We start from the raw sequence: 25,540 nt of genomic DNA on the forward strand, positions 1-25,540 counted from the left end.
GACTACTCCTTCACCGTCGCGGCCCAGAAGCGCCTGAAGGTGTTGAGCTTGTACTCCTTCACGCGCTCGTGGACGCCGATGTTGGTATAGCGCTGGAAGATGTAGACGATGGGCGAGGAGGCGAGCACCTCGCGCTGCATCTCCTCGTACATCTGAGCGCGCTTCTCGGCGTCGCGCTCCTGGCGGGCCTCCATCACGAGGTCCGACAGGTGCCCGGTGTCGTAGCCGGTGCGCCAGGCCGGCGACTGGGTGAGCTGCGCCTCGTCGCGGTTGTCCGGGTTCCAGGCGTGGCGCGTCGCCATGGCGTTCGCGTCGGGATAGTCCGCGCCCCAGCCCTTGAGCGCGATGTCGTGCTCGCGCCCGCGCTCGCGCTGGGTCACCACCGAGTACTCCAGTGGCTCGAGGTTGATGGTGATGCCTGCCTGCGCAGCGTTCGATTGGATGTGCTGCGCGATGTCCGGGTAGGGGAAGCGCGTCGGCACCTGCATCGTCACCTCGAAGCCGTCCGGGTGGCCGGCCTCGGCGAGGAGCGCCTTCGCCTTCTCGATGTCGAGGGAGTAGGGCTCGTCGTCCTCCGGGATCGCGCCGAACGCGCCGATGGGCACGAACGCCTGCCGCGAGACGGCGAGGTTGCGCATCACCGTCTCCTCCATGCCCTCGTAGTCCACGAGGTACTTGAAGGCCTCGACCACCTTGGGGTCATTGAAGACCTCGCGCTTCTGGTTGAGCGAGAAGTACTGCAGGCGATGGCGCAGGATGTTGACCAGGCGAAGGTCAGGGTTCGCCTCGATGGCGTCGAGGTCGGACGGGGCGACGCGGGTCGCGACGTCGATGTCGTTGCGCTCCAGCGCGAGCCGCTGCGCCGTCGCCTCGGGGATGTGCTGGAGGACGACGCGCTCGATCTCGATGGGATGCCGGAAGTAGTCGTCGATGGCGTCGAGCACGATGATCTCACCCGGCCGGTACGTCCCGAGCGTGAACGGGCCGTAGCAGGCGGTGTTGGTCTTGAGGTACCCGTTGGCGAAGTCGCCATCGACCGCCTTCGGCTCCAGGAACTCCTTGTCGAGCACGAGCGCATCGTCGCTGGTGAAGACGGCGAGCAGGAAGAGGTCCGGCGAGAACACGTCCGGCGCGTTCACCGTCAGCGTGTACTCGTCCGTCGCCTGGAACTGCTCCTCGGCCTCCTCGGCGGTGAAGCCCCACTCGGTGAGGCCGATGGCATCGCCGAAGCCGAGCTTCAGCTTGCGGTGGATCGACCAGGCCGCGTCCTCCGCCCGCACCGGGTTGCCCGACGGGAAGGTGAGGCCGTCGCGGATCTTGAAGGTGTAGGTGCGCCCGTCCTCAGAGACCTCCCAGCTTTCGGCGAGGCCGGGCACGAGGTTCGCCGGCTCGTCGTAGCCCATGAAGATCAGTGGATCGCAGATGTTCTCGATGACGATGCCGGGCAGAACCTCGCCGATCTCGGCCGGATCGAGGGTTAGGAAGTTGTCGAGGACCTCGCCGATGACGAGCGTGTCGGATGGGGTGTCGGCGCTCGCCGGCATGGTGAGCAGCGCGCCACCGAGGACAGCGGTGCACGCTGCACGGCACGCGCCTGAGGAAGTTCGTCGGATCACGTGGGCTCCTCCTGTTGGGCCTTCGGCCTCTGTGGGGTCGCGGACTGCAAGAGCGGTGCCAACCGTTCGCAGTCCTCCACCGTGGGTAAGTCTGCCGACATTCTGCGAGGGCGACAAGCACCGTTGTGCTTGACCGGCGCGCGTGCAGCGCGTCAGCCTCGCGTCAAGGCCGGGGCCGACCGACACCGCTGCAAGGGAGCGTGCCATGCGCAACACCGAGGACATCTGGCAGTTCGTCGACGACAAGCGGGACGTCTTCGAGGCGCTGTCGGACCGCGTGTTCGACACGCCGGAGCTCCTCTACAACGAGTTCCAGTCGGCCGCGGCGCACGAGGAGGCGCTGCGCGCCGAGGGCTTCGCCACAACGACCGGGATCGCCGGCATCCCGACCGCGATGATGGGCGAGGCGGGCGAGGGGGGGCCGATCATCGCGATCCTTGGCGAGTACGACGCGCTGCCGGGCCTCAGCCAGGAACCCGGCGTGACCGAGCCGCGGCCGCAGGTTTCCGGCGGCAACGGGCATGGCTGCGGCCACAACCTCCTCGGCGCCGGCGCGCTCCTCGCGGCGACCGCGCTCAAGGACTACCTCGCGCGGAACAACCTGCCCGGGCGCGTGCGGTACTACGGCTGCCCCGCCGAAGAGGGGGGCGCCGCCAAGGCGTTCATGGTCCGCGCCGGAGCCTTCGAGGGGGTGGACGCCGCGATCACCTGGCACCCATCCTCGGTCAACGAGGTGGCGCGGGCTCGCGCGCTCGCCAACACGCGCATCGACTTCACGTTCACCGGCCGCGCCTCGCACGCGTCCGGCGCGCCGCACCTCGGCCGCAGCGCCCTCGATGCGCTGGAGCTGACGAGCGTCGGCGTCAACTACATGCGCGAGCACATGCCGCCGGGCTCCCGGGTGCACGGCGCGATCCTGGAGACCGGGGGCATCGCACCCAACGTGGTGCAGGCGCGCGCCAAGGTGCGCTACGCGGTGCGCGGCACCACGCGTGAGCCGATGCTGGATCTCGTCGAGTGGGTTAAGCGCATTGCACAGGGCGCGGCGATGATGACCGACACCAAGGTCGAGTGGCAGCTCCTCTCCTCGTTCTCCGACCTCGTCGGCAACCGGCCGATGGAGGAGGCGATGCAGAGCCAGCTCGAGCGCCTCGGCCCGGCGGACTACGACGACGAGGACCGCGCCTTCGCCGCCGCCATCCAGCAGACGCTCTCGCCGCAGGACATCGCGACGACGTACCTCAAGACCGGCGAGAGCCCGAAGGAGGGCGAGACGATCCACGAGCGCGTCGTGCCCCTCGACGCCGCGGGCATCGAGCTCATCGGCTCCACCGACGTCGGTGACGTGTCCTGGGTGGTGCCGACGGTGCAGGCGCACACCGCGACGATGGCAGTGGGCACGCCCGGCCACTCCTGGCAGCTTACCGCGCAGGGCAAGTCGCCGCTCGCCAAGAAGGGCATGGTGCAGGCCGCCAAGGTGATGGCCGCGACCGCGCTGGCGGCGATGAGCGACGAGGGGCTGCTGAGCGCCGCCAAGGAGGACCTTGCCAAGCGGACGGCCGGACGGCCCTACAGGAGCCCGATCCCAGATGGCGTCGAGCCGCCGCTGCAGATGGGCCGCACCCATTGAGCCGCAGAGCGCGTCCGTGGGACTGACCTACGTCGACGATGCCACGGGCGAACGGCGTGCGGCTGGGCCGACGGTGCCGCGTCCCGCGCGGCCCTACCGCATCGCCGATGCGCCAGCCTTCGATCCTGGCGCCGTGGACCGCGCCGAGCTCAGCCTGTGGCGCTACCGCCACGCCATGGCCGTCGACGTGTCCGACGCGACGTGGCGCAGGACCACGATGGGCGAGGGCGCCACGGCGCTCGTCGCGGCCGGCGAGCGGGCGCCCGGCGTCCACCTCAAGCTCGAGTTCGCCATGCCGACGCTGTCGTTCAAGGATCGCGGCGCGGCGGCGATGATGGCCCAGGCGGCGCAATGGGGGGTCGATCGCGTCGCCGTGGACTCCAGCGGCAACGCGGGCACGGCGGTCGCCGCCTACGCTGCGCGGCTCGGGATGGGCTGCGACGTCTTCGTCCCCGCCGGGACGTCCGCGGGCAAGCTGCGCCAGATCGCGGCGCACGGCGCCTCGGTCCGCGAGGTGCCGGGCTCGCGTGAGGACACCGCCGACGCCGCGCACGAGCACGTCGCACGCACCGGCGTGTTCCACGCCAGCCACGTGGAGTGCCCGCTGTTCCACCAGGGCACCAAGACGATGGTCTACGAGATCGTCGAGCAGCTCGGCGGCGCGTCTGAGGTCGTCTACCTGCCGGTCGGCAACGGCACGATGCTGCTCGGCGCCCTCCTCGGCTTCGCAGACCTCCTCAGCGCTGGCGTGATCTCAGGGACGCCGCAGGTCGTCGCGGTGCAGTCGACCGCCTGCGCGCCGCTCGCGGAGGCGTACGCCGCGGGTGAGGAGGACCCCTCGCCGGTTGGGGGCGCCGGGACCATCGCCGAGGGCATCGCCATCGCGGCTCCCGCGCGGGGCCGTGAGATCCTCGCCGCGCTGCGGAGGGCCTCGGCGCGCGTCGTCACGGTGGACGACGGCGCGGTGCGCGTTGCCCAGGCCGAGCTCGCCGCGATGGGCTTCTTCGTCGAGCCCACCGCCGCGGTCACCTGGGCGGCCTGCCGCGCCGACCCGCCGTCGCGGAGCGCGGTGGTGCCCTTGTGCGGCGCGGGCCTTAAGTCCGACAAGTAGCCTCGCGCGAGGCCTCTGACCGCGCGGGAAGGTTTGGACTTTCCTCGACCCATGTGGGGTCCATCAGACCACGCACGCCGTCGCGCAGGAGCGGCCGGGCGTCGAGGTCGCGACCGGACGGGGCCCACCAGCGTGCGGCGTCCGTTCAGTCGAACAGCCGTAGGATCGTGGCGTAGGATGAGTTGGCGATGGACAGCACCTCGATGGCAAGCTGCTGACGCACGACGAGGGCGTCCTTCTGGGCGGCCTCCTCCTCGAGGTTGACGTCGACGAGCTCGGCCGCCGCCTTCGCCTTGACGGCGGCGAGCTTGTCCATGAAGTCGGCCTGGTTCTCGACCCGGCTGACTCCGATGCCCACGGTTTCGTTGGCGTCCGTGACCTCGCGCAACGCCCGCGTCGACGATTTCGATGTCGATGTCGATGGTCTGCAGGTGGGGAGCCGAGTCCGTCAGCGAGCCGATGTCGAGGGACAGCGCCGAGGCAGACGTCAAGCCGACGGTGCGTACCTTGTCGAGGATGCCATCGTCCGCGTTGTCGTTGGTAAGCGCCACGCCACGCACGTCGATGTCGATGTCGGGATGGTCAGCGTGCCGCCCGCCGAACGGCCGACGTTGGTGGCGAACGGCTTCACCGGGTTGTAGTCGGCCGGGGCGTTCTGGTGCAGGAGATCGATGCCGCCGAGGCTAGCCTCCTTGGCGCCTGCGGACAGCGCCGCCTGCAGGCCAAGGATCTCCGTCTGCAGCGCAGCACGGTCGGCGCCGCTGGAGCGCGCCAGGACGAGCCTGTCGCGGACGGCCTGGAGGTTCGCCGCCGCCGCATCGAGCCCGATGCTCGCGGCCGACAGGGCACCCTTGGCAACGGTCAGCGAGGCGGCGATCGTGGTGGCGATGCGGTTGTCCGCCTCCAAGCGTGGTCGCGAGCTTCCACAGGGCGACGCCATCGGCGGGCGTCGACACCCTGCGGCCCGTGGCGATCCGGTTCGCCGAGTCGGCCAGCGCGTCGTTCAGCCGCTAACCGATCGCAGCGACGCAAGCGCCGCGGTGGAGGAGTAGGTGCACGTTGTAATGAAGGCCCCTGCACAGTTGCAGCACGGACCCGGAGACGGGCCGACGCATCAGTCGAAGTGGGCGAGGGTGTAACGCAGCGCAGGCCGATCGGCGGTGATCTGGGGCATCATCGGGGACCAGCGCTCGACGTGAAGTTGCACCGCTGCGGTGTGATCGATGGCGGCAGCGACGCCGATCACGGTGCCGCAGCGCACCAGGCGCATGGGCAAGCTGCCGCGCCGCGCCCTGCCGTCGGTCGGGTCCGACGGGCGGGCCAAGTTGTCGTTGTCCGCATCGCCTGGAGACGGTTCCAAGCCGTTGGGTCGCATGTCGGTTCCTCTACGCAGTACACAAAAGGTCGAGACGGTCGCCGCGCACGATCAGCGCGGCGAGGTGGTCGAGCGCCGTCATGGCGGCGGACCGGGGTCCGACGCCGGCTTGCAGGATGCCGAACCCACGGGAACCAGGTCTCAGCCCTCGAAGACTAACGCTCGCCGGGCTGCACGAGGCTGGCGCACCCGTTGGATCGCCGCTGGAACCAAGGCATATCAGCTCGGCTTCCTTGTCGACGTTGGACAACTTCGCGACGACGTCGTGACCACGTCGCTCACCTTCTCGCGCAACACCTCTACCCGTTCGGCGGCCGGAGCAACGTTGGCGGCGTCGGCGATGGGCTGACCCCTCGTGCCGACCGGAGCGGCCGGTTGCTGCACCTCATTGGCCGGCCCCACCGTGGAGGCTTGTCCTGCGTCTGCGGCCGCAGGCGGACCCTTCTTCAGGCCCTGGATAAGCTGGCCCAGGTTGACCTTCTTGCCGTCGCGTCACCGTCAGCGCCACGCCCGTCTCAAGCCGCGCAGCGGATTGGCTAAGCGCAGTCTTCGACGCCTGGACCCCACTCACCGCCGAACCGCGAAGCAAAGCTGTTCGCCAGATGGTGGCCACAGCCGCTTGTCGCAAAGTCCTCGTTAGTCTTACGCGCCTTGCAGCGACAGGGCACGAGCGTCGATCGCGCAAGCGCCGCACGCGACCGCGTTGACCAAGCTGCAGTCGTCGCTCCTCCGGTCCAGCTTGTCCCGCCGACCGCCTCGGATGAGTGGTTCGCCCCAGCCCCGCACGGGCATGGGACTGCGAACGGGGCGATCAGCCCTGGCAGCCTCCCGGCGGCTCCCGGTCGAGCGAGCGGATCGCCAAATTGAACGCATCGTGACAGGCGGACGGTAAGGCGCTAACACCCGCGGGTGCGCGTTGCGCTGGCCGCTCGGCGCCGCGCTGCGCGGCCAGCATCCCGGAGTACCCCATGGCCTCAGCCGCCGAACAACTCGCAGCGAACCTGAACTTCCGCGCGTTCGGCAAGGCGACCGAGCTGAAGAAGCGCATCTGGTTCACCCTGGCGGCGCTCGTTGTCTACCGGCTCGGCACGTACATCCCGTTGCCGGGGATAGATCCCGTGGCGCTGGCCAACGCCTTCGAGCAGGCCCAATCCGGCCTCATCGGGCTGTTCAACGTGTTCGCCGGCGGCGCGGTCGGTCGCATGGCGATCTTCGCGCTCGGCATCATGCCGTACATCTCCGCCTCCATCATCATCCAGCTCCTGACGACGGTGGTGCCGCGCCTCGAGCAGCTCAAGAAGGAGGGCGAGCAGGGCCGCAAGACGATCAACCAGTACACGCGCTACGGCACCGTGGTGCTCGCCACGGTGCAGGCCTACGGCATCTCCGTCGGGCTCGAGAGCGCGGGCGGCATCGTCACCGATCCCGGCTGGTTCTTCCGCTTCACCGCCGTCGTCACCCTCGTCGGCGGCACCATGTTCCTGATGTGGCTCGGCGAGCAGATCACCTCACGCGGCGTCGGCAACGGCATCTCGCTCATCATCTTCGCAGGCATCATCGCCGAGCTGCCGGCCGCGCTCGCCGGCATGCTGGAGCTCGGCCGCCAGGGAGCGCTGTCGACGCCCATCATCATGGCCGTCCTCATCATGGCGGTGGTCGTCATCGGCTTCATCGTGTTCGTGGAGCGGGCGCAGCGCCGGCTCCTCATCCAGTACCCGCGGCGCCAGGTGGGCAACCGGATGTTCCAGGGGGACTCGTCGCACCTGCCGTTGAAGCTGAACACGGCGGGCGTCATCCCGCCGATCTTCGCCTCCTCGCTCCTCCTCATCCCGGCGACGCTGACGAGCTTCGGCGCGGCGGACGCCACCGGCATCATGGGCACCGTGCAGACGCTGTTCGGCCACGGGCAGCCGCTCTACATGATCACGTACGCCGCACTCATCGCGTTCTTCGCGTTCTTCTACACCGCGATCGTGTTCAATCCGGCGGACACGGCGGACAACCTCAAGAAGCACGGCGGCTACATTCCGGGCATCCGGCCGGGCGAGCGGACGGCGCAGTACATCGACTTCGTCCTCACTCGAATTACGGTGGTCGGGGCGATCTACCTCGTCATCATCTGCCTGCTGCCCGAGTTCCTGATCTCGGCGACGGCCGTGCCGTTCTACTTCGGCGGCACCTCGCTCCTCATCGTGGTGTCGGTCACCATGGACACGGTGGCGCAGGTGCAGGGGCACCTGCTCGCCCATCAGTACGAGGGGCTCGTGAAGAAGGCCAAACTCAAGGGGAAACGGCGATGAGGCTGATCCTGCTGGGCCCTCCGGGAGCGGGCAAGGGCACCCAGGCCAAGCGCCTGATGGACGAGCACGGCATTCCACAGTTGTCGACGGGCGACATGCTGCGCGCCGCCGTGAAGGCGGAGACCGAGATCGGCCTCACGGCCAAGGACATCATGGCGCGCGGGGACCTGGTGCCCGACGACGTCGTCGTCGCCATCGTGGAGGACCGCATCGGGAACCCGGACTGTTCGAACGGCTTCATCCTGGACGGCTTTCCCCGCACCGTTGCCCAAGCCGAGTCGCTCGAGACCATGCTGCGCGCCCACGGCCTCGACCTCGACGCGGTGGTCCAGCTCGAGGTGGACGAGGAGGCGCTGGCGCAACGCATTCAGAGGCGCGCCGCCGAGTCGGGGGAGGCGGTGCGCGAGGACGACACGGTCGAGGCGCTGCACAACCGCCTCATGGTGTACCGCGAGCAGACCGCCCCGCTGATCGAGCACTACAAGGACACCGGCCACCTCGTGACGGTGGACGGGATGCAGCCCATCGACGGGGTGACCGCGTCGATCCTCGCGGTGCTTCAGAAGGCGAAGTCGGGGCAGCTGCACGCGGCCGGGTGAGCGCAGGGATGGTTGACGCGGGCCTTGGGGGGCGCTAGTCACGCACGTTAGCTGGAGGAGTCGCGGATTACGGGGTCCGCACGTCCGGTTCGGCCATCCACAGCGACAGGGCTGGGCTCGCCGCGCATCGCGGTGGCACCGGCCCATTGGCCGTTCGGAGCTTTGGCTCGGGCTTGCTCGAGCCCGGCTTGGCTCTGGGAGCGGTCCCGTGGAGGTGAAGCCGCTTCGCACATCAACTCCCGTCCGCATCTGCGGAAGGGCACCTGCTGGCGGGCGCCAGCAACCTACTCGACCGGCATCCCCGGTCCATCGTCGGCCGGGTCGCACCGGCAGTGGAGGCATCGTGGCACGCATCGCTGGCGTCAACATTCCCACCAACAAGCGCGTCGTCGTGGCGCTGCAGTACATCCACGGCATCGGTCCCTCGATGGCCAAGGACATCACCGAGAAGGTCAACATCGCCCCCGAGCGTCGCGTCAACGAGCTGTCCGACGCCGAGGTGTTGATGGTGCGGGAGGTCATCGACCGGGACTACATGGTCGAGGGCGACCTGCGGCGTGAGACCGCGATGAACATCAGGCGGTTGATGGACCTCGGCTGCTACCGCGGTCTGCGGCACCGGCGCGGGCTCCCCGTTCGTGGGCAGCGCACGCACACCAACGCGCGCACCCGCAAGGGACCGGCCAAGCCCATCGCCGGCAGGAAGAAGTAGCGAGCCACGAGCTCGCCGCGCCCGACGCGCTGCGTCCGAAGAGACGGCAACCCAGAGGACTTGAATGGCGAAGGAAGCCACGCGCGTTCGGCGCAAGGAGCGGAAGAACATCACGTCGGGCATCGCTCACGTGAACGCCTCCTTCAACAACACGAAGATCACCATCACCGATGCGCAGGGCAACGCGATCTCCTGGTCCTCGTCGGGGGCGATGGGTTTCAAGGGCTCGCGCAAGTCGACGCCCTACGCCGCGCAGGTCGCCGCAGAGGATGCCGCCAAGAAGGCGTCCGAGCACGGCATGCGCACGCTGGAGGTGGAGGTGACGGGCCCAGGCTCGGGCCGCGAGTCCGCCCTGCGCGCGCTGCAGGCCGCGGGCTTCACCATCACGTCCATCCGCGACGTGACGCCGATCCCGCACAACGGCTGCCGTCCCCCCAAGCGCCGCCGCGTCTGACGCGTCCGGTCCGATCGCGGACCCCGTCGACCGCCGGTCGACGACGCGCGCCATGGCTCGAAATCGAAAGGCATTTGACGTGACGACCAACCAGAAGAACTGGCAAGAGCTGATCCGGCCGAACAAGCTCGAGGTCTCGCCGGGATACGACCCGAACCGGATCGGCACCGTGGTCGCCGAGCCGCTGGAGCGTGGCTTTGGCTTGACGCTCGGCAACGCACTGCGCCGGGTGCTGCTCTCTTCGCTGCAGGGCGCCGCGGTGACCTCGGTGCAGATCGACGGCGTGCTGCACGAGTTCTCGTCCATGTCGGGCGTGCGCGAGGACGTCACCGACATCATCCTCAACATCAAGGAGGTTGCGGTGCGCATGTCGGGGGAGGGCCCGAAGCGCATGGTGCTGCGCAAGCAGGGACCGGGGGCGGTGACGGCCGGTGACATCCAGACCGTCGGCGACGTCTCGATCCTCAACCCCGATCACGTCCTGTGCACCCTCGACGAGGGCGCCGACATCCGCATGGAGTTCGCGGTCAACACCGGCAAGGGCTACGTGCCCGCGGACCGGAACCGGCCGGAGGACGCCGCCATCGGCCTCATCCCTGTCGACAGCCTGTACTCGCCCGTCAAGAAGGTGTCCTACCGGGTCGAGAACACCCGCGAGGGCCAGGTGCTCGATTACGACAAGTTGAGCCTGCAGGTGGAGACGGACGGCTCGCTGTCGCCCGAGGATGCCGTCGCCTATGCCGCGCGCATCCTGCAGGACCAGCTCTCGATCTTCGTCAACTTCGAGGAGCCGTCGAAGCCGGAGATCCACGAGGACGTCCCCGAGCTCGCGTTCAACCCGGCGCTGCTGAAGAAGGTGGACGAGCTCGAGCTGTCCGTGCGCTCGGCGAACTGCCTCAAGAACGACAACATCGTCTACATCGGCGACCTCATCCAGAAGTCCGAGGCGGAGATGCTGCGCACGCCGAACTTCGGCCGCAAGTCGCTGAACGAGATCAAGGAGGTTCTCGCGCAGATGGGCCTCCACCTCGGCATGGAGGTGGCGAACTGGCCGCCCGACAACATCGAGGAGCTGGCCAAGCGCTACGAGGACCATCACTACTGAGCGCTGATGCCACGATGACGGGGCAGCCCGAACCGCCCCGCTAGGCCCGGCCCCAGCCGGCCCGTCCGCGCGAACGCCGGAGGCGCACCGGCACCACGAACGATGGAGGGCGCCATGCGCCACAAGAAGTCCGGCCGCAAGCTGAACCGCACGTCGAGCCACCGCATGGCGATGATCGCGAACCTGTCCGCCTCCCTCGTCCGCCACGAGCAGATCGTCACGACCTTGCCCAAGGCGAAGGAGCTGCGTCCCTTCGTGGAGCGGCTGGTCACGCTCGCCAAGCGCGGCGACCTGCACGCTCGGCGCCAGGCGATCTCCAAGATGCGTGACAAGGAGATGGTCGCCAAGCTGTTCGACACGCTGGCGCCGCGCTACGTGGGGCGGCCGGGGGGCTACACCCGGATCATGAGGGCGGGCTTCCGCTACGGCGACAACGCCCCCATCGCGGTGATCGAGTTCGTCGACCGCGACGAGGACGCTAAGGGCGCCGACGACCGCGCGCGCCTGGAGGCCGAGGAGCGCGAGGAGGCGTAAGCCATCGTGTTCTCGGTGCAACCGCGTCCTGGGTTGCGCTGGGCCGATGACCCTTAAGGTGGTCGCTGCCAAACAGCTGACGTTGCTGCGCCTTCTCCATCGCGACGACCGCGAACAATTCCACGTTGACAACTGGTTCGCGCCCTAGTTTTGTATTTTTGTTCAGGACGGCCGGCCTGGCGCTCCCTCATTTTGGAGACCTGGGTGAACATCATTCGTGGGCTGGATGCGCCAACCGCGGTCCAGACGGTGCACCTCGCGCTGTTCGGCGACGAGGTCCCGCTCGCTGAGCTCGACTTCCTTACTGAGAACGCAAACCTCGGCCGCCTAGCGGCGGTCCGCTCGCTCGCGGACGCGTACATCGCGGGCGACGACTTTCAGGAGTCCTACGCCGGCAGCGGTCCCGAGGCGTTCGTCCGCGCGTTGTTCTTCAACCTGTTCGACCGCAACGCGTCGATCCGCGAGGCGGAGCGTTGGACGACGCGACTTGAGAACGGGTTAGACGATGCCAAGCTGCTCTTCAGGGTGCTGAACAACGCGAGCGAAGCGGACCTCGAGGCATGGCGCTCGAAGCTCTTCATCGCCGACTACTTCACCGAGCAGGAGGCCGTCGACGGCTATGTTCCGGACCAGCTGACGTTCCAGGAGCTCACGCCGAACGCCGAGCTCTACGCCGAGCTTGAGGAGCTCGATGAGCGGTCGGATGATCTCTCGCTGGAGGTCATCGGGGCGTCGCTCGACGGACGGCCGCTCTACGCAGCGACGGTGGGGACAGGCGCGACCAAGGTCCTCTTCATCACCCAGCAGCACGGCGACGAGCCCATCGGCACCGAGTCCGCGCTCTACCTCCTGGACTTCCTTACCGGCGACAGCGAGCTCGCCCAGCAGATCCGTAGCGAGTTGACCGTCGTCGTCGTGCCACGGGTCAACCCGGACGGATTCGAGCGCTTGGAGCAGGAGATCGGCGGCGTTCGCGGCCTCGTCGATCCACGGCTCAACGACAACGCCCAGGACCTCAACCGCACCTACGACCCGGACGACCCGTTCAGCGTGAGCTTCGCTCCGGAGTCGGTGGCGGTGCGCCGCCTCGCGGAAGCCCTCGATCCGGACCTGCTGCTCGACTACCACGGGCAGGGCAACTACCGTACCGACGACGGCGACCTCGTCACCCTGTCGGTCCTGTGGCCGACGAACGAGGGTGTCGATCCGGCTGTCGTGGAGGACGCGAAGAAGGCCGTCGCCGCGATCGTCCAGTCCGTCGAGGGCAACGGCTTCAGCGAAATCACCCTCTACCCGGGCAGCGACAACCCGGCCATCGCTCGCAACGGCTTCAGCCTGCGCGACGTGCCGACGATCCTCGTCGAGCAGCGCTTCGGTTCCGAGACCTTCGCGCTCTCGCGGGGCCTCGACCTCGACTACAGCGCGCTCATCAGCGCCCTAGCGCTGGAGGGCTTCATCACCATGAAGGGGCTCCTAGAGACGATCGCCGAGGGGGAGTTCGAGGCGCTGGACACCGCGGTCGCCGACGCGCTGCCTGAGCGTCCGCCGTTCCTGCCTTATGGCGACCTCTACGGCGACGACGCCTACGTCACGGAGACCGCATTCGTCTGACGAGGGCGACCGACAGGGCCATCCTGGCATAGGCTGAGCCGGAACGAAGAAGGGCCGCACGTCACCGTGCGGCCCTTCGACTTCGGACATGGGTCGCGGAGCTTACGCCGCCTGACGATTCACCGAGGACTTCGCGAGCGCGGTCAGCGACTCATCCATCTTCTCCTCCTCGGCGAGGTTCTGGCGCAGCAGCGAAGCGCAGTCCGGGCGGCCGAGTTCCTCCGCCCACGTGGCGAGCGTGCCGTAGCGCGTGATCTCGTAGTGCTCCACAGCCTGAGCGGAGGCGAGCATCGCCGCGTCGCGGACCTCGGGATCGGCCACGTCGCCCATGAGGTGCTCGGCCTCCTTAAGGATGCCGTCGATGGCCTCGCAGGTGACGCCCTTCACGGCCTGACCGTGCTGCTCGAACACCTGCTCGAGCCTGCGAATCTGACCTTCAGTCTCGGTGGCATGCCGCTCAAGCGCCTGCTTCAGCGACGGGTTCGTCGCCTTGTCGATCATCTTGGGCATAGCCTTCGTGATCTGCTGCTCAGCATAATAGATGTCGCGAAGGGTGTGGACGAATAGATCGTCCTTCGTCTTGATGTCCTTGGAGAACAGACCCATCGTGGACTCCTCTCTTCCTCAATTGGGGAATTCGCGGGTCGTCAGGCTCGGAACGCATCTACAATCGAGCCGACGCCCGCGTTGTTGGAAGAACGCAACCTGAAGGGACGCCGTTCCACGCCTGTTGGTGCGAACCGCTGCGGCGGGTGGTCGGTATTAGCGCGAGGGGAGGGCCAGGTACGGGCCCGCCGTCGTCGAACGGCCTGCGCACCGTTTGCCGACGGCCGAGCGTCAGTCGAGCCGCTGGCGGACCACGTCGATGGAGGCATCGATGAGGCGCTTCGCGGTGCCGCCGCGAACGCGCTTCTCGAGGATGTCGGTGGCGGCACCCACCGCGAGGTCGGCGGCACGGGTGCGGACCTCGGCGATCGCCTGGGCCTCGGCCCGCGCGATCTTGTCCTCCGCGGCCCGCGTGCGCCGCTCGACCATGTCGCGCAGCTTCTCGTTGGCCTCTTCGGTCAACCGGCGTGCCTCGCGTCGCGCCTCGTCGATGATGGACTCCGCCTCGGCCTCAGCATCGCGCCGCCGGCGCTGGTATTCGGCGAGCAGCGACTGGGCCTCCTCGCGGTTGCGTCGGGCCTCATCGAGCTCCGTGCGGATCCGCTGGGTCCTCGCGTCGAGCGCCGTGACGATCCGTCGAGGGGCGCCGACTGCTGCGATCACCACGAAGAACAGGATCAGGCCGACAAGCGCCCAGAAGGTGTCCGACTCAAGCATGGGCGAGGTCCCGTTGCTCCACCGCTTGGCGCGCATCGTCCTGCCCGACCGAGATGCCCGACAGTCGCTGGACGATCGCCTGCGCGGCCTCCGTGGCGATGGCGGTCACGTCGGCGAGCGCCCTGTCGCGTCGATCCTCGATCTCCCGCTCAGCCTCGGCGGTGCGCGTGGCGAGCGCGTCCTCCGTCTCGGCTTGCTGACGCGCCTGCTCGGCCTTGATCTCGTCGCGGCGCTCCTGGGCGATGGCGTACGCGCGCTGTCGCGCGGTGGCGAGCTCGCTCTCGTAGGCCGCGATCACCTCGTCGGTCTCGCGCGAGAGGCGGGAAGCCTCGCCGAGGTCGCTCGCGATGCGGTCGCGGCGGTCCTCGAGGATGCCGCCGACCTTCGGCATGATGACGCGATTGACGAAGAAGTAGAGCGCGCCGAACGAGATCGCGAGCCAGAACAGATGCGACGGGAAGGCGTCGAAGTCAAACGGCGGGAAGACGTCTTCGCTCGCGCCGTGCGAGGGCGCGTCGACGTCAGCGGTCTCCTGGTCACCGGGGACCACGACCTCCTCGCCGGTCGTGCCCATGTTGAGCACGTCGTCGGCGCCCACGTCCTCCGCCGGGCCGACCTCGACCTGTGCCAGCCGGGTGCTCGCCATGGCGTCGGTCAGCCCACCGCGAAGAGGAGGAGGAGCGCGACGAGAAGCGAGAAGATGCCGAGCGCCTCGGTGACCGCGAAGCCGAAGATCAGGCGGCCGAACTGGCCGTCGGCTGCCGACGGGTTGCGCAGCGCACCGGCAAGGTACTGACCGAAGATCTGACCGAGGCCGATCGCGGCCCCACCGAGGCCGAGGCAGGCGAGACCAGCGCCGATGTAGGCGGCAGCTTGGGGTTCCATGGACGTGCTCCTTGAAGATTGGTGCCCCCGAGGGGCAGTGGACGATGGAGGCGTCGCGACGATCGGCAGCAGGGACTCAGTGCCCCGGATGGATCGCGTCGTTGAGGTAGAGGCACGTGAGCACCGCGAACACGTACGCCTGCAGCGCCGCCACCAAGAACTCCAGCGCCGTGATCGCGAGGGTCATGGCGAGCGGCACGATCGCACCGATGACGCCGATCGTGCCGAGCGCGCTCAGCGAGACCACGAACGCCGCGAACACCTTGAGGGTGATGTGTCCGGCCAGCATGTTGGCGAACAGCCGTACCCCAAGGCTCACCGGCCGCGACAGGAACGAGATCACCTCGATGGCGCTCACCAGCGGCAGGATCGCCACGGGCACACCTTCGGGCACGAACAGGCGGAAGAAGCGCAGCCCGTGCATCCGGAGCCCGGCGATCACCACGGTGAGGATGACCACCATGGCAAGCGCGAAGGTCACCACCAGCTGGCTCGTCACCGTGTAGAAGTACGGGAACATGCCGATGAGGTTCGCCACCAGGATGAACGTGAACAGCGAGAACACCAGCGGGAAGAACCGCATGCCCTGCGCCCCGGTCGACGATCTCAGCATGTTGCCGGAGAACTCGTAGGCCATCTCGGCAACGTTTTGCCAGCGCCCCGGCACGAGCGCACGGCGGCCGGTCGGGATCAGCATGAACGCCACGACGACCGCCGTCGTCGCGACCATGAACAGCGAGACGTTGGTGAACGACAGGTCCACGCCGCCGAAGCGGACGTCGAACAGCGGGTTCACCTCGAACTGGTGGATCGGGTCGAGCCCGCCGCCCTCGGTCGTCGCCACGGTTGCTGGGATCCCTCTGCCTCCGCCCGTCGGCGGGGTGGTTCGATGGCCGCCCTAGCGAGCCGGGGGTCTCTTGCCCGGCTGGGGCGACTGAATCAAGCCCGCGGACCGCAAAACGTTCAGCACGCCGGCGACGAAGCCGAGCATGAGGAAAGCGATGGCGAGCCATGGCGTCGTGCCGAGCCACCAGTCGAGCGCGAAGCCGATGACGACGCCCACAGCGATGGCGCTGATGAACTCCGTAGACAAGCGGAAGGCCGCTGCGTAGCCCGCCAGCGCGCTCGTGTTGGCGCGTTCCGCCTCGGCCCGCTCCGCCGCCTCGCGCTCGCTCAGCGTTCGCTGCAGCCGGTCCCGCCGCGCCTCGAACTCGTCGTTCGCCATCCCAGCCCTCCTTAACGGGACAAGTCATAGCGGCCCTGGGGCAGCTCGGCGAGGGCTCAGCGGTAGGGCCTGCGACCAGAGCCGCCGCAGCGGCAGCCCACCTGCCCCCGCACCTCGATCGTCGCTCCGCGAGGCAACGACCCGCATCTCGTCGTTCGTCGGCAGCTGGATCCCGCGCTCGACGGTGCACGGTGACGGTCGTGACCGAGACGCTCGTCCTCACCAAGCACCGTTGCGTCAATGGCACGGAGGTCGTCCGCGAGGGGCTTCGATCCTCTTCGGACTCGACGATGAGGACGATCCGAAGGTTGTGCAACTACCCGTCGAGCTGACGCTGGTTTCTACAGCCGCCATCAAACAACCGTGTCTTCGAAGGTCCTTGTCCATTCATCGGGCTTCCTATCTATCTCTTTTGCCGGCTAATCCGGCATCAGTAGGAAGGAAACAAAGATGAACCGTTTGCTTGCAACAGTTGCGCTCCTCGTGGCGTTCGTGGTGCCGACCTTCGCGCAGACCGCGATGGACGTAAGCACCATGACGTGCGCGGACTTCGCCGGCATGGACTCCGAGGGTCAGATGGAAGCCATGGAGGCGATGAACGTAGAGATGGCTGCGACAGCGACGACCGGCACGGAAATGTCGGAAGAAGAGACGATGGCGGCCATGATGGAAGAGTGCCAGGGCAACGACGAGATGATGGCGATGGATGCCATGACCTCGGCGATGCAGCAGTAAGGGTAACAGCGCGACCGTTGCGAAGAGGGCCTCGGCCCTCTTCGTCCCGTCCAGCGAACTTGCCGTTCGGCGCCGACGGCGAGGCGTCGGACAACAAGCGCAGGAACCGGATCACCGCTCATTTCGGCGCTCCGCGTGACCGCGGTCAACGACAACGAAAGAGGCTTCGGATCGCCGACCCGCACGTGCGATGAGGGCGGCACGTTGACCGCCGCCAGCATCGTTGACGACGCCGATCAGCCTGCGAGGGCGATGTCCGCCTCCGCGGCTTCGTAGGCCTCGGACGCCGCGAGCCAGGCCTCCTCGGCGCGCTCGCGGGCCTCGATCCACCGCGCGCGCTCCCTCGCGAGGCCGGCGGCGAGGTCCGGGTCGCCGATGTAGAGCGAGGGGTCGGCGAGCGCGGCATCGCGGCGGGCGATCTCCGCCTCGGCCCGCGCGACGTCCCGCTCGGCGGCCTGGATCGCCTTCCTCAGCGGCGCGAGCTGCGCGCGGGCCTCCGCGGCCTCACGCCGGCGGTCCGCCGCGCTCGGCTTCGCCGCGACGCGCTCGGCGTCCGCCTTGCCCTTCCTCGCCGCGCCAAGGACCAGCGCACGGTAGGCGTCCATGTCCTCCTCGAAGGGTCGCACCGTGCCGTCGGCGACGAGCCACAGCCGATCCGCGCACGTCTCTACGAGGTGGCGGTCGTGGCTGATCAGGATGACGGCGCCCTCGTAGGCGTTGATCGCGTCGACGAGGGCAGCGCGCGAGTCGATGTCGAGGTGGTTGGTCGGCTCGTCGAGGATGAGGAGGTTCGCGCCGCCCATGGTGGCGAGCCCAAGGAGGAGCTTGGCCCGCTCGCCGCCCGACAGGTCCTTCGCAGGGGTGTCCATGCGCTCGCCGGAGAGGCCCATCCGCGCGACCCTTGCGCGCACGTCCGCCTCGCCGTCGGTGCGCTGGCGTGCGGCGACGTGGGCGACGGCGGTCTCGCTGGGCGTCAGCTCGTCGAGCTGGTGCTGCGCGAAGTAGGCGACCGCCAGCCGGTCGGCCCGGGTCACCGTGCCGTCCATGGGCGCGAGGCGGCCGGCGAGCATCTTGGCGAGCGTCGACTTGCCGTTGCCGTTGGCGCCGAGGAGGGCGATCCGGTCGTCGTCGTCGACCCTTAAGTTGATGCGCCGCAGCACCGGCGCGCCGTCGTAGCCAAGGACGACGCGCTCGGCGGCGACGATCGGCGGCGACAGGGCGCGGCGCGGGGAGGGGATGACGATGGGCGGCATCGCCTCGTCGAGCACCGGCTCGGGCGCCCCCATCCTCTCAAGGCGCTTGACGCGGCTCTGCGCCTGTCGCGCCTTCGAGGCCTTGGCCCGGAAGCGGTCGACGAACGCCTGCAGCCGCGCGCGCTCCTCCGCCTGTCGTGCGGCGCGCCGGGCCACCGCCTCGGCCCGCTCGCGGCGCTGGCGCTCGAACTCGGCGAAGTTGCCGCGGTAGGCGACGAGGCGGCCCTGGTCGACGTGGAGGATCTGCCGGGCCACGGCATCGAGGAGGTCGCGGTCGTGGCTGATGACGACGACGGTGTGCGGGTAGCGCGCGAGGTAGGTCTCCAGCCACACCGTGCCCTCGAGGTCGAGGTAGTTGGTGGGCTCGTCGAGGAGCAGCAGGTCCGGCTCAAGGAACAGCACCGCGGCGAGGGCGACACGCATGCGCCAGCCGCCGGAGAACGACGCGCAGGGACGCTGCTGCGCCGCATCGTCGAAGCCGAGGCCGGCGAGGATCGAGGCGGCGCGGGCCTCGGCCGAGTAGGCGTCGATGTCGCCGAGCCGCGCGTGGATCGCGCCGATGCGGTCCGCGTCCGTCGCGCGCTCGGCCTCCGCAAGGAGCGCGGCACGCTCCGTGTCGGCGGCGAGCACCGTGTCGATGAGGCTCGCCTCCGTCCCCGGCGCCTCCTGGGTGACGCGGCCGATGCGCTGCCCCTCGGCGAGGGCGATGTCGCCGGCCTCGGGCGAGAGTTCGCCGGTGATGAGGTTGAACAGCGTGGTCTTGCCGCAACCGTTGCGCCCGACGAGGCCGACCTTTGCTCCGGCGGGGACGGTGGCGTCCGCCCCCTCGAAGAGCGTGCGCCCTTCGATGCGGTAGGTGAGGTTGCGGATCGTCAGCATCGCCGGGCTTATGGCGCTGCGAACCCGGCCTCCGCAAGGGTGACGCGTGCGGGGAACGGAGAGTTGCCCGGGCCGGTTCGATGCTGAAAGGAGACCCGAGATGGCGCAGTTCTACTCCCCGACCACGCAGACCCTGTTCGACGACATCCTGTGGCTGCCCCAGGCCGGCGCGAAGGCCGGGCCCACCGGACGGCCGCCGAACTCCTACGCCATCCTCCTGCAGGGCTCCTCGATCCTCATCGATGCCGTCTACTCGTGGACGCTCGATGGCATCCGCAAGATCGCCGACGCGGGGATGCCGCCGTCCGCGTTCGTCCTCACCCACGTGGACGTCGCCGAGCAGGGCGACGCGTTCGAGGAGATCCGCTCCCAGTACGGCTGCCCGATTTTGCTGCACCCCGCCGACCACGGCCCTCGGGCGGCGAAGGCCGGCGTCGCGTTCATGGACCCGCGGGAGGACCGCGCCATCGTCGACGCCCGCTTCGACGTCATCGAGATGCCGTTCCACACGCCGGGCTCGATCATGCTGCACACCAACCGCAACCGTGGTGTGGTGTTCGCCGGCGACTCGGCCGTCGCGCCGGGCCCGAAGCAGGACCCAGAGCCGCCGCGGCTCGCGCGCCCGAAGGTGGACGAGGCGCTGGAGGAGGACTTCAAGGAGCAGTGGATGGTGCTGAAGTCCCAACGCCTGATGTCCTCGATCCTGCCGTTGCACGGCACGCCCTACGTCGACCGGCCGGACCTGCGCGACATCGCCATGTCGCTGCGCGAGGGGCCGCCCATGGACCCCAGCGAGGAGGCGAGCGGCGACTACGGCAGCCAGGCGTCCGGCGTCGCCGCCTGACGGCTCACCCGACGCCGTCGCCGGTCTCGCGCTGGTAGTAGATGAGGTCGAGCGCGGGCGCCTCGCCGGCGAGGCGGGTCAGCATCGCGTGGACCTGCCCGCGATGGTGCGTCTGATGGTTGAAGACGTGCAGCAGCACCGGTCCGAGGGGCTGCGTCACCGGCTCGGGCCGGGTGATCGGCGTATAGCTGAAGGTGCCGGCGATGGCCGCATCCGACAGGCCCTCCGCGAAGGTGCGGATGCGCGCGTCGAGCGCCTCGCGCGTTCGGCGCAGCTCACGACGGTCGTCCGCCACGATGGCATCGAGCCGCGTCGGGGCCTCGCCCTCGCCGGTGATGCGGCTCATCCAGATGAGGTCGCCGACGACGAGGTGGTTGAACGTGCCGTGCACGGAGCCGAAGGCCGCGCCGCAGTCGGCCCTGTAGTCCGCCTCCGGCAGCGCGTCGGCGGCGTCGTAGGCGCGGGCGTTGGCCCACGCGTTGTAGCGGGCGAGCATCGCGAACGGGTTCACCGGCGCCCTCCTGTTGCGGCGTGCGCGACCGCCAGCCTATAGCGGGTCGCGACACCTGCCCGCGGACCACAGGACGGCGATGATGGCGACCGAACGCACCTTCTCGATGATCAAGCCCGACGCGACGCGGCGCAACCTCATGGGCAAGATCATCGCGCGCCTCGAGGAGAGCGGCCTGCGCGTCGTCGCCTCAAAGCGCATCCTGATGTCGAAGGCGCAGGCCGAGGCGTTCTACGCCGTGCACAAGGACCGGCCGTTCTACGGCGAACTCACCACCTTCATGGCGTCCGGCCCGACCGTCGTCCAGGTGTTGGAGGGGGAGGACGCCATCGCCAAGAACCGCGAGGTCATGGGCGCCACGAACCCCGCGGACGCGGCGCCCGGCACGATCCGCGCCGACTACGCCCAGTCGATCGGCGAGAACGCCGTGCACGGCTCGGACGCGGCGGAGACCGCGGCCGAGGAGATCGCGTTCTGGTTCGCCGGCCACGAGATCGTCGGCTGAGGCTTCGCAGCCTCGCTGCCCATGCTAGTAGACGGCGGTGCACGGCAGGGAGGGACCCATGGCGACCAGCGAGGCAGCATCGACTGAGGCGACCGCGGGGGCGATGACGCTGGCGGGCCGCAACCTGTCGCCATACGCCCGGCGCGTCGCCATCTGGTGCGCCTTGCAGGGTCGGCCGCTGGAGCGCGCCGCCGTCGCCGCAATGGACCCGGCGGACGCGGCGACGCTCCGAAGCTTCCATCCCGGCATGCGCGTCCCGGCCCTGCGCCTCGCCGACGGCACGACGCTCATCGACACCTTCGCCATCTGCGACTGGCTCGACGAGACCGCGGACGGCGCCCGGCTCGTCCCCGAGCATGGCGCCGTCCGTCGGGACTGCCTGCAGCGCATCGCCTTGGCGCACGCGACCACCGAGAAGATCGTCGCGCTGGTCTACGAGCGCAACCGCAGGCCGGAGGCGCTGCATTGGGCCGACTGGCAGGAGCGCATCGTCATGCAGATCCGCGGTGGGTTCGAGGCGATGGAGGCGGCGGCGAAGGACGGCTTCCACGGCGGCGGGAACCCCGACGGATCCGACATCGCCATCGTGTGCGCCTACCAGATGGCGGGCGTCACCAACCCGTTCCTCATCGAGGACCGTTACCCGAAGCTCGCCGCCCTTGCCGAGCGGGCCATGGCGCTGCCCGAGTTCGCCGACACCTACCCCACCTTCTCCTGAGCTCCTGCCGGCAGGGGGTTGATCAGCCCGTCGACCTCGCACGGGCGAGCAGCATCTCAGCGTTCTTGAGGTGCGGTCGGTCGAGCATGCGTCCGTCCAGCGCCACGACGCCGGCGCCCGGCTCGGCGGCGAAGGCGGCCACGATCCGCTCCGCCTCGGCGACCTCCCCGCCGGTGGGGGTGAACGCCTCGTTGATCACGGCCACCTGCGAGGGGTGGATCGCGAGCTTGCCGAGGAAGCCGTCCGCGGCCGCCTCGCGCGCCTCGCGGGCCAGGCCGTCCTCGTCGCGGAAGTCCGTGTAGACGGTGTCGAGGGGGAGCGCGCCTGCGGCCCGCGCTCCGGCGAGGCACAGCGTGCGCGCCATGGCGAACACCTCCGTCACGCGCCCGTCGGCGCGCCGCGTCCGGGCCACGCCGAGCGCGGCCGACAGGTCCTCGAGGCCCCAGGAGAGGCCCGCGAGCCGGCGACCGGCCGCATCGTACGTGCCGAGGCCGAAGAGCGCCCGCGCCGTTTCGGTGGCGATGGCGATGACCTTGGTCGCGCCGTCCTCGATGCCGGCCTCCGCCTCGTGGACGGCGAGCATGGCGGCAAGGTGCGCGACGTCCGCCCCGGTCTCGCTCTTCGGCAGGACGATGAAGTGGGGACGCGCCGGCATCACCGCGGCGAGGTCGGCGTCCGTCATCCCCGTGTCCAGCGCGTTGACGCGCACGGCGACGCGGCCAGGCGCGTCCGTGGCGGCCTCGCGGGTGAGCTTGCGGGCGGTCTCCTTGCGCTCAGCGGCGACGGCATCCTCGAGGTCGAAGATGACGACGTCGGCCGCCGCGTCGAACGCCTTGGCGAGCTTCCTCTCCGAGTCCCCTGGGACGAACAGCAGCGAGCGCATCAGGCGGTGATGGTCGGCTGGCGCTTCCTCATCATGCCGGTGCGCGAGGTGACGGCGACCACGACGTCGTCCTGGTTGGTCGCGGTGTGCTCGAACTCGACGATGCCGACGTCCGGCCGCGAGCGCGACTCGCGCTTGTCGAGGATCTTCGTCGCCGCGTAGATCGTGTCGCCGTGGAACACCGGGTGAGGGAAGCGGGTCTCCTTCATGCCGAGGTTGCCCACCGTCGTGCCGATGGTGAGGTCGTTCACCGAGATGCCGATGAGCAGGCCGAGCGTGAACAGCGAGTTGACGATGGGCCGGCCCCACTCGGTGTGCCGCTCGGCGAAGTGCCGGTCGATGTGGAGCTTCTGTGGGTTCAGCGTCAGGTTCGAGAACCAGATGTTGTCGGTCTCCGTCACCGTGCGCGACAGTTCGTGACGGTAGACGGCGCCGACCTCGAACTCCTCGTAGTACAGCCCCGGCATCGCGCCCTCCCGCTCACCCGAACCCTCGCCCGAGCGGCGCGAGGGTGGCGTGGCGGGACGGACAGGTCAATCGCCTCAGTAGATGGCGGCGGGCCGGACGATGACCTTCGCGCCGAGCGGCGTGCGGTTGTAGAGGTCGATGATGTCGTGGTTGAGCAGCCGCACGCAGCCGGACGACACGTTGCGACCGATGGAGAAGGCCTCCTGCGTGCCGTGGAGGCGGTAGAGCGTGTCGGCGCCGCCCTGGAACAGGTAGAGTGCGCGGGCGCCGAGCGGGTTGGCAAGGCCCGGCGGCATCCCCTCGCGCCACTGCTCGAGGTCCGGCTCGCGGACGATCATCTCCGGCGGCGGGGTCCAGGTGGGCCACTTGCGCTTGAGTGGGATGGTGGCGGTGCCGTCCCAGCCGAAGCCCGCGCGGCCGAGGCCGACGCCGTAGCGCATGGCAAGCCCGTTCGGCAGCGTGAAGTAGAGGAACTTCGCCGTCGTATCGACGACGATGGTCCCCGGAGCCTGGCCGGTGGGGTTGCGGACCTCCCGGCGAAGGAACTGCGGCTCGAACTTGGTGATGTCGACCGCAGGGATCGGGTACGGCTCGGTGAAGATCGGGCCGTACATCGCGGCGTACCGCGCGTCGATCACCGGACGCATGGGCGCGACCGGCTGCTCCGGGAGCTGGCACGCGGCAAGCGGTAGAGCCGCGGCTCCGAGGACGACGGCGCGGCGCGTCAGCGTCCCGCAAGCGGGCTCGTCCGCTGCCGGCTCGGCGGTCATCGGACTGCTCTGGGGACAAGGGGCCATGGGAACCGACGCATCCTGTACGAACGCCGCCCCTGAGGCGACGCGAACCATTCTCGCGATCAGCTTAACTTATTCCACGGCGACGACCAGCCGTAAGACGGGTTCTAGCCCTTCAACGTCAAACAAATCAGCGTGTTGTGGCGCCCACGGCACGCTTTCACGGCATGATACGTCCGGCGGCGTCACGCCGGGATGGCGAGCTGCTCCGAGGGCACGAAGCGCATGACCTGCTCGCGCATCAGCTCGCGCAGGAAGGCCGCGGAAGGACCCTCTGGGATCGCCCCCACGGTCTCCTCGATCTGCCGCTTCAAAGCGGCGATGGCTCCGCTTAGCCCGTGAGCCGCGACGGCGCTCGGCCGTCCGTGCGCCGCGTCCTGTCCGGTGGGTTTGCCGTGGTCGGCCGGGCGCGCGACGTGGTCGTGCACGTCGTCGGCGATCTGGTAGGCGGCCCCGAGGCCGTCGCCGATGCGGCGCCACAGCGCCACGTCGCCACCGGCGGCCGCCGCCCCGCCGGCTGCCGCGGCGGCGAACAGCACGCCGGTCTTGGCCGCATGGTATGCGCCGAGGTCGCACGCCTCCTCGCTCTCCATCGCCTGGCCCCCGACGAGGCCGGACGGCGTGCCGGCAGAACGAGCGAGGATGTCGACGAGCGGCGGCAGGCGCTCGCCAGCTGCGACGCCGACGTCCGCCAGCGCCTGGAACGCCAACACGATGAGCGCGTCGCCGGTAAGGACCGCAAGCGGCTCGCCGTACGCGGCGTGGACCGAGGGGCGACCGCGGCGCACCGCGGCGTCGTCGAAGCAAGGCAGGTCGTCGTGGACCAGCGAGGCACAGTGCAGGCACTCGACCGCGACGGCCAGCGCATCCGCCACCGCCGGCCGGTCGTCGCCGCAGGCGAGAGCGACGCCGATGGCCAGCTTGGGTCGGACCCTCGCGCCGCCGGGAAAGATCGCGTGTCGCAGCGCAGCGCCCAGCCTCGGCGGAGCGTCCCGCCCGGCGAGGTGCCGCTCGAGCGCCCGTTCCACCCGCCTCGTCACATCCATCTGCAGCCCGCCCGGCACCGTCCCTGGTGGATCAGCCTCGGCCGGCGGGCCGAGCCTGTCAACGCGAGACAGCGCCGCGGCGTGCCGCCGGCGTCAGTAGCGCCTGTTCCGCCGCACCGAGCGGCGCTCGCGCAGCTCCCACAGGGCGAACGTCAGTACGCTGCCAATGATGAGAACGATCTCGAACAAGACAACCGCGTCGATGCCCATCCCCTCGCCCCGTCGTTCTGCATTGCAGCCGCCTGCCGCAGGGCATTTGGCCGCAAGCCGTTGTTCTTCACGTGCGAAGGAAACCCTGTCCAATAACTGCAGGTTCCATATTGACCCCCGCGTCACCCGCCGGAACCGTTCTTGCCGTTGATTACGTTGAAGTATTTTAGGGACGCAGGGTGGCGCTGGGTCTGCTGATCGCACCCGGGGCGAG

Annotated in this window: 30 protein-coding genes; 14 read left to right on the forward strand and 16 right to left on the reverse strand. The window is 69.2% G+C overall.

Features of this window, described 5'->3' with window-relative positions; translation table 11 throughout:
* Positions 1–2: 2 nt before the first annotated feature.
* Positions 3–1,616, reverse strand: a complete 1,614-nt coding sequence (locus ACOOE8_RS13605) for an ABC transporter substrate-binding protein (RefSeq protein ID WP_420391987.1) — start codon at positions 1,614–1,616, stop codon at positions 3–5.
* A 205-nt stretch (positions 1,617–1,821) separates the two neighbouring features.
* On the opposite strand from ACOOE8_RS13605, the gene ACOOE8_RS13610 reads away from it, so the two are divergent.
* Together ACOOE8_RS13610 and ACOOE8_RS13615 are read left to right on the forward strand one after the other, a co-directional pair.
* Positions 1,822–3,246 (forward strand): amidohydrolase, encoded by a 1,425-nt coding sequence (locus ACOOE8_RS13610; RefSeq protein WP_420391988.1) that lies wholly within the window; start codon positions 1,822–1,824, stop codon positions 3,244–3,246.
* 16 nt (positions 3,247–3,262) lie between these two features.
* Positions 3,263–4,357 carry a pyridoxal-phosphate dependent enzyme gene (locus ACOOE8_RS13615; protein WP_420391989.1) on the forward strand — a complete coding sequence of 365 codons (1,095 nt, stop codon included), beginning with the start codon at positions 3,263–3,265 and terminating at the stop codon, positions 4,355–4,357.
* A gap of 145 nt (positions 4,358–4,502) precedes the next feature.
* On the opposite strand, the gene ACOOE8_RS13620 is transcribed toward ACOOE8_RS13615, so the two are convergent.
* The 3 genes from ACOOE8_RS13620 to ACOOE8_RS13630 form a co-directional block, all read right to left on the reverse strand.
* Positions 4,503–4,745 carry a flagellin gene (locus tag ACOOE8_RS13620; protein WP_420391990.1) on the reverse strand — a complete coding sequence of 81 codons (243 nt, stop codon included), beginning with the start codon at positions 4,743–4,745 and terminating at the stop codon, positions 4,503–4,505.
* 99 nt (positions 4,746–4,844) lie between these two features.
* The gene (locus ACOOE8_RS13625; protein WP_420391991.1) at positions 4,845–5,264 is read right to left on the reverse strand and encodes a hypothetical protein; all 420 of its coding nucleotides are present in this window, start codon (positions 5,262–5,264) and stop codon (positions 4,845–4,847) included.
* Between the two features lie 207 nt (positions 5,265–5,471).
* The gene (locus tag ACOOE8_RS13630) at positions 5,472–5,627 is read right to left on the reverse strand and encodes a hypothetical protein (RefSeq protein ID WP_420391992.1); all 156 of its coding nucleotides are present in this window, start codon (positions 5,625–5,627) and stop codon (positions 5,472–5,474) included.
* Between ACOOE8_RS13630 and ACOOE8_RS13635 the strand changes: the two genes are divergently transcribed.
* The 8 genes from ACOOE8_RS13635 (at position 5,626) to ACOOE8_RS13670 (ending at position 13,047) form a co-directional block, all read left to right on the forward strand.
* The gene (locus tag ACOOE8_RS13635) at positions 5,626–6,081 is read left to right on the forward strand and encodes a hypothetical protein (RefSeq protein WP_420391993.1); all 456 of its coding nucleotides are present in this window, start codon (positions 5,626–5,628) and stop codon (positions 6,079–6,081) included. The genes ACOOE8_RS13630 and ACOOE8_RS13635 overlap by 2 nt on opposite strands.
* A 619-nt stretch (positions 6,082–6,700) precedes the next feature.
* A complete protein-coding gene (gene secY / locus ACOOE8_RS13640; protein ID WP_420391994.1) occupies positions 6,701–8,032 on the forward strand; it encodes a preprotein translocase subunit SecY in 1,332 nt (443 codons plus the stop codon).
* Complete coding sequence (locus ACOOE8_RS13645; RefSeq protein WP_420391995.1) at positions 8,029–8,631, forward strand: adenylate kinase; 603 nt, start codon at positions 8,029–8,031, stop codon at positions 8,629–8,631. Before secY ends, ACOOE8_RS13645 begins: the two co-directional genes overlap by 4 nt.
* Before the next feature lie 343 nt (positions 8,632–8,974).
* Positions 8,975–9,343 (forward strand): 30S ribosomal protein S13, encoded by a 369-nt coding sequence (rpsM, locus tag ACOOE8_RS13650; RefSeq protein ID WP_420391996.1) that lies wholly within the window; start codon positions 8,975–8,977, stop codon positions 9,341–9,343.
* A 64-nt stretch (positions 9,344–9,407) separates the two neighbouring features.
* The gene (rpsK, locus tag ACOOE8_RS13655) at positions 9,408–9,797 is read left to right on the forward strand and encodes a 30S ribosomal protein S11 (RefSeq protein ID WP_420391997.1); all 390 of its coding nucleotides are present in this window, start codon (positions 9,408–9,410) and stop codon (positions 9,795–9,797) included.
* Between the two features lie 52 nt (positions 9,798–9,849).
* Complete coding sequence (locus ACOOE8_RS13660) at positions 9,850–10,902, forward strand: DNA-directed RNA polymerase subunit alpha (RefSeq protein ID WP_420391998.1); 1,053 nt, start codon at positions 9,850–9,852, stop codon at positions 10,900–10,902.
* A gap of 114 nt (positions 10,903–11,016) precedes the next feature.
* Complete coding sequence (rplQ, locus tag ACOOE8_RS13665; protein WP_420391999.1) at positions 11,017–11,436, forward strand: 50S ribosomal protein L17; 420 nt, start codon at positions 11,017–11,019, stop codon at positions 11,434–11,436.
* A gap of 204 nt (positions 11,437–11,640) precedes the next feature.
* Positions 11,641–13,047: a M14 family zinc carboxypeptidase gene (locus ACOOE8_RS13670; protein ID WP_420392000.1), complete on the forward strand. Its 1,407-nt coding sequence runs from the start codon at positions 11,641–11,643 to the stop codon at positions 13,045–13,047.
* A gap of 102 nt (positions 13,048–13,149) precedes the next feature.
* Here the strand turns inward: ACOOE8_RS13670 and ACOOE8_RS13675 are convergent, their stop codons facing one another.
* From ACOOE8_RS13675 to ACOOE8_RS13700, 6 genes are all read right to left on the reverse strand, one after another.
* On the reverse strand, positions 13,150–13,653 hold the full coding sequence (locus ACOOE8_RS13675) for a ferritin-like domain-containing protein (RefSeq protein WP_420392001.1): 504 nt from the start codon (positions 13,651–13,653) through the stop codon (positions 13,150–13,152).
* Between the two features lie 231 nt (positions 13,654–13,884).
* A complete protein-coding gene (locus ACOOE8_RS13680) occupies positions 13,885–14,370 on the reverse strand; it encodes an ATP F0F1 synthase subunit B (protein WP_420392002.1) in 486 nt (161 codons plus the stop codon).
* The gene (locus ACOOE8_RS13685; RefSeq protein WP_420392003.1) at positions 14,363–15,016 is read right to left on the reverse strand and encodes a F0F1 ATP synthase subunit B; all 654 of its coding nucleotides are present in this window, start codon (positions 15,014–15,016) and stop codon (positions 14,363–14,365) included. The genes ACOOE8_RS13680 and ACOOE8_RS13685 overlap by 8 nt, the downstream gene beginning before the upstream one ends.
* An 8-nt stretch (positions 15,017–15,024) precedes the next feature.
* The gene (locus tag ACOOE8_RS13690) at positions 15,025–15,255 is read right to left on the reverse strand and encodes a F0F1 ATP synthase subunit C (protein WP_420392004.1); all 231 of its coding nucleotides are present in this window, start codon (positions 15,253–15,255) and stop codon (positions 15,025–15,027) included.
* A gap of 76 nt (positions 15,256–15,331) precedes the next feature.
* A complete protein-coding gene (locus tag ACOOE8_RS13695; RefSeq protein WP_420392005.1) occupies positions 15,332–16,099 on the reverse strand; it encodes a F0F1 ATP synthase subunit A in 768 nt (255 codons plus the stop codon).
* 54 nt (positions 16,100–16,153) lie between these two features.
* On the reverse strand, positions 16,154–16,480 hold the full coding sequence (locus ACOOE8_RS13700) for an AtpZ/AtpI family protein (RefSeq protein ID WP_420392006.1): 327 nt from the start codon (positions 16,478–16,480) through the stop codon (positions 16,154–16,156).
* A gap of 450 nt (positions 16,481–16,930) precedes the next feature.
* On the opposite strand from ACOOE8_RS13700, the gene ACOOE8_RS13705 reads away from it, so the two are divergent.
* Positions 16,931–17,215 (forward strand): HdeA/HdeB family chaperone, encoded by a 285-nt coding sequence (locus ACOOE8_RS13705; RefSeq protein WP_420392007.1) that lies wholly within the window; start codon positions 16,931–16,933, stop codon positions 17,213–17,215.
* A 236-nt stretch (positions 17,216–17,451) separates the two neighbouring features.
* Here the strand turns inward: ACOOE8_RS13705 and ACOOE8_RS13710 are convergent, their stop codons facing one another.
* Positions 17,452–19,347 carry an ABC-F family ATP-binding cassette domain-containing protein gene (locus ACOOE8_RS13710; RefSeq protein ID WP_420392008.1) on the reverse strand — a complete coding sequence of 632 codons (1,896 nt, stop codon included), beginning with the start codon at positions 19,345–19,347 and terminating at the stop codon, positions 17,452–17,454.
* Between the two features lie 100 nt (positions 19,348–19,447).
* Here ACOOE8_RS13710 and ACOOE8_RS13715 point away from each other — a divergent pair, with 100 nt between their 5' ends.
* Positions 19,448–20,191, forward strand: a complete 744-nt coding sequence (locus ACOOE8_RS13715; RefSeq protein WP_420392009.1) for a hypothetical protein — start codon at positions 19,448–19,450, stop codon at positions 20,189–20,191.
* Between the two features lie 4 nt (positions 20,192–20,195).
* On the opposite strand, the gene ACOOE8_RS13720 is transcribed toward ACOOE8_RS13715, so the two are convergent.
* Positions 20,196–20,702: a DinB family protein gene (locus tag ACOOE8_RS13720; protein ID WP_420392010.1), complete on the reverse strand. Its 507-nt coding sequence runs from the start codon at positions 20,700–20,702 to the stop codon at positions 20,196–20,198.
* Positions 20,703–20,784: 82 nt separating this feature from the next.
* On the opposite strand from ACOOE8_RS13720, the gene ndk reads away from it, so the two are divergent.
* Both ndk and ACOOE8_RS13730 read left to right on the forward strand, forming a co-directional pair.
* Positions 20,785–21,207, forward strand: coding sequence for a nucleoside-diphosphate kinase (ndk, locus tag ACOOE8_RS13725; RefSeq protein ID WP_420394709.1), 423 nt, complete (start codon positions 20,785–20,787; stop codon positions 21,205–21,207).
* 58 nt (positions 21,208–21,265) lie between these two features.
* Positions 21,266–21,925 (forward strand): glutathione S-transferase family protein, encoded by a 660-nt coding sequence (locus ACOOE8_RS13730; protein WP_420392011.1) that lies wholly within the window; start codon positions 21,266–21,268, stop codon positions 21,923–21,925.
* A 22-nt stretch (positions 21,926–21,947) separates the two neighbouring features.
* On the opposite strand, the gene ACOOE8_RS13735 is transcribed toward ACOOE8_RS13730, so the two are convergent.
* The 4 genes from ACOOE8_RS13735 to ACOOE8_RS13750 all read right to left on the reverse strand — a co-directional run bounded on the left by ACOOE8_RS13735 (position 21,948) and on the right by ACOOE8_RS13750 (position 25,116).
* Positions 21,948–22,808 carry an HpcH/HpaI aldolase/citrate lyase family protein gene (locus tag ACOOE8_RS13735; protein ID WP_420392012.1) on the reverse strand — a complete coding sequence of 287 codons (861 nt, stop codon included), beginning with the start codon at positions 22,806–22,808 and terminating at the stop codon, positions 21,948–21,950.
* Positions 22,808–23,275: a MaoC family dehydratase gene (locus ACOOE8_RS13740; RefSeq protein WP_420392013.1), complete on the reverse strand. Its 468-nt coding sequence runs from the start codon at positions 23,273–23,275 to the stop codon at positions 22,808–22,810. The genes ACOOE8_RS13735 and ACOOE8_RS13740 overlap by 1 nt, the downstream gene beginning before the upstream one ends.
* A gap of 75 nt (positions 23,276–23,350) precedes the next feature.
* A complete protein-coding gene (locus ACOOE8_RS13745) occupies positions 23,351–24,046 on the reverse strand; it encodes a L,D-transpeptidase (protein ID WP_420392014.1) in 696 nt (231 codons plus the stop codon).
* A 209-nt stretch (positions 24,047–24,255) separates the two neighbouring features.
* Positions 24,256–25,116 (reverse strand): polyprenyl synthetase family protein, encoded by an 861-nt coding sequence (locus ACOOE8_RS13750; protein WP_420392015.1) that lies wholly within the window; start codon positions 25,114–25,116, stop codon positions 24,256–24,258.
* Positions 25,117–25,540: the final 424 nt, after the last annotated feature.

The organism is Acuticoccus sp., from assembly GCF_965213555.1.
GTDB lineage: Bacteria > Pseudomonadota > Alphaproteobacteria > Rhizobiales > Amorphaceae > Acuticoccus.

What these genes read in the sequence shown, in the direction of transcription:
- ACOOE8_RS13745 (WP_420392014.1), bottom strand. Translation starts at nt 24,046, where the DNA reads ATGACCGCCGAGCCGGCAGCGGACGAGCCCGCTTGCGGGACGCTGACG.
- ACOOE8_RS13735 (WP_420392012.1), bottom strand. Translation starts at nt 22,808, where the DNA reads ATGCGCTCGCTGCTGTTCGTCCCAGGGGACTCGGAGAGGAAGCTCGCC.
- ACOOE8_RS13645 (WP_420391995.1), top strand. Translation starts at nt 8,029, where the DNA reads ATGAGGCTGATCCTGCTGGGCCCTCCGGGAGCGGGCAAGGGCACCCAG.
- rpsK (WP_420391997.1), top strand. Translation starts at nt 9,408, where the DNA reads ATGGCGAAGGAAGCCACGCGCGTTCGGCGCAAGGAGCGGAAGAACATC.
- ACOOE8_RS13660 (WP_420391998.1), top strand. Translation starts at nt 9,850, where the DNA reads ATGGCTCGAAATCGAAAGGCATTTGACGTGACGACCAACCAGAAGAAC.
- ACOOE8_RS13690 (WP_420392004.1), bottom strand. Translation starts at nt 15,255, where the DNA reads ATGGAACCCCAAGCTGCCGCCTACATCGGCGCTGGTCTCGCCTGCCTC.
- ACOOE8_RS13675 (WP_420392001.1), bottom strand. Translation starts at nt 13,653, where the DNA reads ATGGGTCTGTTCTCCAAGGACATCAAGACGAAGGACGATCTATTCGTC.
- ACOOE8_RS13700 (WP_420392006.1), bottom strand. Translation starts at nt 16,480, where the DNA reads ATGGCGAACGACGAGTTCGAGGCGCGGCGGGACCGGCTGCAGCGAACG.
- ACOOE8_RS13705 (WP_420392007.1), top strand. Translation starts at nt 16,931, where the DNA reads ATGAACCGTTTGCTTGCAACAGTTGCGCTCCTCGTGGCGTTCGTGGTG.
- ACOOE8_RS13630 (WP_420391992.1), bottom strand. Translation starts at nt 5,627, where the DNA reads ATGCGCCTGGTGCGCTGCGGCACCGTGATCGGCGTCGCTGCCGCCATC.
- ACOOE8_RS13685 (WP_420392003.1), bottom strand. Translation starts at nt 15,016, where the DNA reads ATGGCGAGCACCCGGCTGGCACAGGTCGAGGTCGGCCCGGCGGAGGAC.
- ACOOE8_RS13715 (WP_420392009.1), top strand. Translation starts at nt 19,448, where the DNA reads ATGGCGCAGTTCTACTCCCCGACCACGCAGACCCTGTTCGACGACATC.
- ACOOE8_RS13710 (WP_420392008.1), bottom strand. Translation starts at nt 19,347, where the DNA reads ATGCTGACGATCCGCAACCTCACCTACCGCATCGAAGGGCGCACGCTC.
- ACOOE8_RS13730 (WP_420392011.1), top strand. Translation starts at nt 21,266, where the DNA reads ATGGCGACCAGCGAGGCAGCATCGACTGAGGCGACCGCGGGGGCGATG.
- ACOOE8_RS13635 (WP_420391993.1), top strand. Translation starts at nt 5,626, where the DNA reads ATGGGCAAGCTGCCGCGCCGCGCCCTGCCGTCGGTCGGGTCCGACGGG.
- ndk (WP_420394709.1), top strand. Translation starts at nt 20,785, where the DNA reads ATGGCGACCGAACGCACCTTCTCGATGATCAAGCCCGACGCGACGCGG.
- ACOOE8_RS13750 (WP_420392015.1), bottom strand. Translation starts at nt 25,116, where the DNA reads ATGGATGTGACGAGGCGGGTGGAACGGGCGCTCGAGCGGCACCTCGCC.
- secY (WP_420391994.1), top strand. Translation starts at nt 6,701, where the DNA reads ATGGCCTCAGCCGCCGAACAACTCGCAGCGAACCTGAACTTCCGCGCG.
- ACOOE8_RS13680 (WP_420392002.1), bottom strand. Translation starts at nt 14,370, where the DNA reads ATGCTTGAGTCGGACACCTTCTGGGCGCTTGTCGGCCTGATCCTGTTC.
- ACOOE8_RS13740 (WP_420392013.1), bottom strand. Translation starts at nt 23,275, where the DNA reads ATGCCGGGGCTGTACTACGAGGAGTTCGAGGTCGGCGCCGTCTACCGT.
- ACOOE8_RS13610 (WP_420391988.1), top strand. Translation starts at nt 1,822, where the DNA reads ATGCGCAACACCGAGGACATCTGGCAGTTCGTCGACGACAAGCGGGAC.
- rplQ (WP_420391999.1), top strand. Translation starts at nt 11,017, where the DNA reads ATGCGCCACAAGAAGTCCGGCCGCAAGCTGAACCGCACGTCGAGCCAC.